The sequence below is a fragment of the Salinadaptatus halalkaliphilus genome (assembly GCF_006543045.1).
GTDB classification, from domain to species: Archaea; Halobacteriota; Halobacteria; order Halobacteriales; family Natrialbaceae; genus Salinadaptatus; species Salinadaptatus halalkaliphilus.
Window position 1 is genome coordinate 1 of the sequence record NZ_RBZW01000075.1, and the last position, 5402, is coordinate 5402.

The 5402-nt window shown below is 57.3% G+C and carries 1 tRNA gene and 3 rRNA genes; all 4 read right to left on the reverse strand.

The features are described from left to right. Positions 1-52: 52 nt before the first annotated feature. A 5S ribosomal RNA gene (gene rrf / locus D8Y22_RS20075) occupies positions 53-174 on the reverse strand. A 128-nt stretch (positions 175-302) separates the two neighbouring features. Then, positions 303-3223 (reverse strand): 23S ribosomal RNA (locus tag D8Y22_RS20080). 249 nt (positions 3224-3472) lie between these two features. Beyond that, positions 3473-3544 (reverse strand) — tRNA-Ala (locus D8Y22_RS20085). A gap of 160 nt (positions 3545-3704) precedes the next feature. Next, a 16S ribosomal RNA gene (locus tag D8Y22_RS20090) occupies positions 3705-5177 on the reverse strand. Together the 16S, 23S and 5S rRNA genes with 1 tRNA gene alongside form the textbook arrangement of a ribosomal RNA operon. Positions 5178-5402: the final 225 nt, after the last annotated feature.

Sequence of the window (5402 nt, forward strand, 5' to 3'; positions counted from 1 at the left end):
ATGAAAAAAGCCCCACAGCGGATGCTGTGAGGCTTAGAAATGAAGTATGAGTGGATGGCGGCGAACCAGGTTTCCCAGAGGGTCTCCCACTCCAGTACTCGCCGGAACGCAGGCGGGCTTATCTTCCGTGTTCGGGATGGGTACGGGAGGAACCCCGCCGCTGTGGCCGCCGTAACGCCGATCAGCGGAATCGAACCGCCGTCAAACCGTAATCGGTGGCCGTTGTGACCGCCATGTACGTGTAGTCCAGTTTGCGTCCGGACCCGTTCACCGCGTCACGGATCCAATGCATTGTAATTATGAGTGTATGGCTCGATCTGTTAGTGCTCGCGGGCTCAACGCCTCGTTGCCTTGGCGCGTACACCCCGAGTCTATCAATCTCGTCTTCTACGAGTGATCTCAGTGGTATCTCGTTTCCAGGTGGGTTTCGAGCTTAGATGCGTTCAGCTCTTACCCCGTGGTGCGTCGCTGCCCAGCACGTGCCCTCTCGGACAGCTGGTACACGAGTGGCACCCATTCGGAGTTCCTCTCGTACTATACGAACGTTCCCGTCAGATACCGTTACACCCCCAATAGATAGCAGCCGACCTGTCTCACGACGGTCTAAACCCAGCTCACGACCTCCTTTAATAGGCGAACAACCTCACCCTTGCCCGCTTCTGCACGGGCAGGATGGAGGGAACCGACATCGAGGTAGCAAGCCACCCGGTCGATATGTGCTCTTGCGGGTGACGACTCTGTTATCCCTAAGGTAGCTTTTCTGTCAGCAATTGGCCGCATCAAGCAGCCTAATTGGTTCGCTAGACCACGCTTTCGCGTCAGCGTCCGTCGTTGTGCCGGACACTGTCAGACTTCCGTATGCTCTTGCGCTCTTTCCCGCGTCTCCGACGCGGGTGAGGAAATCTTGGGGCGCGCTCGATATCTTTTCAAGCGCGTACCGCCCCAGTCAAACTGCCCGGCTACCAGTGTCCTCCGCCAGGAGTGAGAGTCGCAGTCACCATCGGGTAGTATTTCAATGCTGGCTCGGTGGGCCGCTAGCGCGGCTACCTGTGTACCGCCTCCTACCTATGCTGCACAATGGCGACCACGTCTCAGTGACAGCCTGCAGTAAAGCTCTATAGGGTCTTCGCTTCCCCTTGGGGGTCTCCAGACTCCGCACTGGAACGTACAGTTCACCGGGCCCAACGTTGGGACAGTGACGCTCTCATTCATCCATTCATGCAAGCCGCTACTGAAGCGGCAAGGTACTACGCTACCTTAAGAGGGTCATAGTTACCCCCGCCGTTAACAGGTCCTTCGTCCCCTTGTACGGGGTGTTCAGATACCTGCACTGGGCAGGATTCAGTGACCGTACGAGTCCTTACGGATTTGCGGTCACCTATGTTGTTACTAGACAGTTGGAGCGTCCGAGTCACTGCGACCTGCCCCAGACAGGGCAGGCATCCCTTCTTCCGAAGGTACGGGACTAACTTGCCGAATTCCCTAACGTCGGTTGTTCCCGACAGACCTTGGCTTTCGCTGCCATGAGTACCTGTGTCGGATCTCGGTACGGACAGTGTGTTCGCCGTTTCACGGGCTCTAGGTTGACCGCACTTGCGCTATCCTGTCATTCGTCCGCTTCGTACCATTACGGTTTCCACGGATTTCGACAGTTCGACCGGGCGAAGGCCCGGCTGCGGCGGCCCCAAAGCGTTGGCTTTGAGTACACACTGGCATAGGAATATTAACCTATTTCCCTTTTGTCAGCTTCGACTTACGGGCTGACTTAGGACCGGCTAACCCTCAGCTGATCAGCATTGCTGAGGAACCCTTACTCGTTCGGCCGTCGGGGTTCTAACCCGACTCACGCTGCTACTATGACCAGGATTTTCGTTACTGAACGGTCCACACGAGATCTCCCCCGTGCTTCCACCCGAACAGAACGCCGACCTACGCGATTGCCACGATAAGTGGCACGGCTAGGTCTCGGTGGTGGACTTGAGCCCCGATCATTTTCAGCGCCCCGAACCTCGGCCGGTAAGCTGTTACGCTTTTCTTAGAGGGTAGCTGCTTCTAAGCTCACCTCCCGGCTGTCTAGGGCTCGGGACCACTTTCGATCGCACTTAGTCCACACTTGGGGACCTTAACCCAGCTCTGGGTTGTCTCCCTCACGGTACACAGACTTACTCCGCGCACCGGATTCCCTGCGTCGACGGCGTTCGTAAGTTCGGAGTTGGACAGGGGGGCACACTCCTCTCGGAGTGCGGTCCCCCAATCCGTAGCTCTACCTCACGAACTACCTCAGCAGAGGTGATGCTTCGACATCTTTCGGTCGGAACCAGCTGTTTCCGGATTCGATGGGCCTTTCACCCCTAGACGTAGGTCACGCGAGGGTATTGTAGGACACCAACGCTATCGGGCCTCCACGTGCCTTTCGGCACGCTTCGCCCTGCCCACGCCTAGATCATCCGGTTTCGGGTCGTGCCCGTTTGACTCCCCGCGCTTGAACACGGCGGCCCTCACGCAAAGCGCTGCGGCCATGTCGGTTTCCCTACGCCTTCCTCGATGATCGAGTTAGACTCGTCAAACAGGCACACTCCCTGGTTCGTTTTTCAAAACGTACGACAGAACACCGGCTTCCCCATCTTCCTACTGGCAACTCGCGTTGCGGTCGTTTCGATCGGGACCTTCTATGCCCTGTCGCTCTATCGCCAACTGATTTCACGCCCTATTGCACCTCCCTTTGTGGGGTGCTTTTCAGCGTTCGTTCACACTACTTGTTCGCTATCGGTCTTGAGGAGTGTTTAGTCTTTGCAGTCGATGCCTGCAATATTCACGAGGGATATCCAACCCCCGATACTCTGGAGCTGACTCGTTCGGTACTAATCTACGGTACGGGACTGTCACCCTGTTTCGTGCTCTGTTCCAAGAGACTTCTCGTAGACGGTCGCGAAGTGATCGTCAGTCCGAACACCACATTGCCCGTGAAGGCTTCGGTTTGGACTGGATCGCGTTCACTCGCCGTTACTAACGACATCGCATTACGTTTTCTTTTCCTGCCGATACTGAGATGTTTCAGTTCTCGGCGTTCCCCATTGCGCGAAGCAATTGCGGTGGGGATTCCCATTCGGAAATCCTGAGTTCTTTCCCTCCGTGCGGGTCCCTCAGGCTTTTCGCAGCTTGGCACGTCCGTCTTCAGCTCTCAAGCCGAGCGATCCACCAGCTGGCACAGTAGCCACGTTCATCGGATCGGCATTGTGACAAAGTCACAACAACCTACGTTGCACAGAGTGCAACGATAGTGACCCGGGAACGGGTCCAGTGGACGCCTGGACTACACGTACACACGGTCTCATCTGCACGCCGGTAGACGGCCGGCCTGCATTGACCCTTCCCAGCCACACTTGCGCGGGCTGGTGCATCGGTTCGTTCGGATTGTATCGAAGTTCCCTGTCCCACTTAAGGGACACGGTTCGTCGATCCAGTCCGACTATGGACCCACTGGGATTCGAACCCAGGGCATCCTCCTTGCAAAGGAGGCACTCTCCCACTGAGCTATGGGCCCACCCTCTCTCTCTCGACGAGAGAGAGAGAGGGACTTGGTGTGAGCCTTGGTAGTTCTAAGGTGCCTGATCGGCACGACGGCGGGTGTCGGCGAACGTGGACTGCGTGGCGCGTAGCGCCACGGCCAAGGTGGGTCGGGGCGTCGCCCCGATCCCGGTCTGTGGAGGTGATCCAGCCGCAGATTCCCCTACGGCTACCTTGTTACGACTTAAGCCCCCTTGCGAAGCCCAGATTCGACCCGGTAACCGGGCCTCATCCGGACCTCACTCGGGTGCTTTGACGGGCGGTGTGTGCAAGGAGCAGGGACGTATTCACCGCGCCCTTCTGAGGCGCGATTACTACCGAATCCAGCTTCATGCGGGTGAGTTTCAACCCGCAATCCGAACTACGACCAAGTTTCGGAGATTAGCGCTCCCTCTCGGGATAGCATCCCACTGTCTTGGCCATTGTAGCCCGCGTGTCGCCCAGCACATTCGGGGCATACTGACCTACCGTTGCCCATTCCTTCCTCCAGTTTGGCACTGGCAGTCTCCCTAATGTACCCAACCACCACAAGGGTGTTGCTGGCAATTAGGGACGTGGGTCTCGCTCGTTGCCTGACTTAACAGGACGCCTCACGGTACGAGCTGACGGCGGCCATGCACCTCCTCTCAGTGGCTCAGGTAAGCTCATCACACTGACCGTCACTGCACACTGTCGATGCTGGTGAGATGTCCGGCGTTGAGTCCAATTAAACCGCAGGCTCCTCCGGTTGTAGTGCTCCCCCGCCAATTCCTTTAAGTTTCATCCTTGCGGACGTACTTCCCAGGCGGTCTGCTTCACGGCTTCCCTACGGCACAACACAGGCTCGTAGCCTGTGTCACACCTAGCAGACATCGTTTACAGCTCGGACTACCCGGGTATCTAATCCGGTTCGTGACCCGAGCTTTCGTCCCTCACCGTCGGATCCGTCTTTCCAGAGCGCTTTCGCCACCGGTGGTCCGTCCAGGATTACGGGATTTCACTCCTACCCCGGACGTACCCTCTGGATCTTCCGGTCCCAAGCCGAACAGTTTCCACCGGACGCCCGCGCGTTGGGCGCGCGGATTTCCCGATAGACTTGAACGGCCAGCTACGGACGCTTTAGGCCCAATAACAGCGGTCATCACTCGTGCTGCCGGTATTACCGCGGCGGCTGGCACCGGTCTTGCCCAGCACTTATTCGTACACCTCCTTACGGTGTACAAAAGCGAGGACTATATGCCCTCGCACCTGGAGTCCCCTTATCGCACTATCGTGCAGTGTAAAGGTTTCGCGCCTGCTGCGCCCCGTAGGGCCCGGTATCTTGTCTCAGATACCGTCTCCGGGCTCTTGCTCTCACAACCCGTACCGATTACTGGCACGGTGGGCCGTTACCCCACCGTCTACCTAATCGGCCGCAGCCACATCCTCTGGCGCCTGAACGTTTCACAGTCTCTGCAGTTCCAGCCTGAGACTACTATTTCGGATTAGCCTCAGTTTCCCGAGGTTATCCGAATCCAGAGGGTAATTTGGCCACGTGTTACTGAGCTATCTGCTACGAGTCTAAACTCGTGCAACTAGCATGGCTAAATCGGACTCCAATAGCAATGACCTCCGGCAGGATCAACCGGAATGGTCTCCCCTCTCGAAAGAGGGGGGTTGGCGGTGAATGCATATCGCGTCGCACTCACACTAAATGGGTCCACGTTCGGCAACCCCCGATCGTCGACCGATCTGGCGTCACCGAACTACCAAGGCTCACATCAGATCCCATCTGTACGGAAGACCGCAGGGGTAGGATCCTCATTTCCTTCGGACCTAATCGTAAGCCATCCGGGGTACATAACCCCTTCGAACTC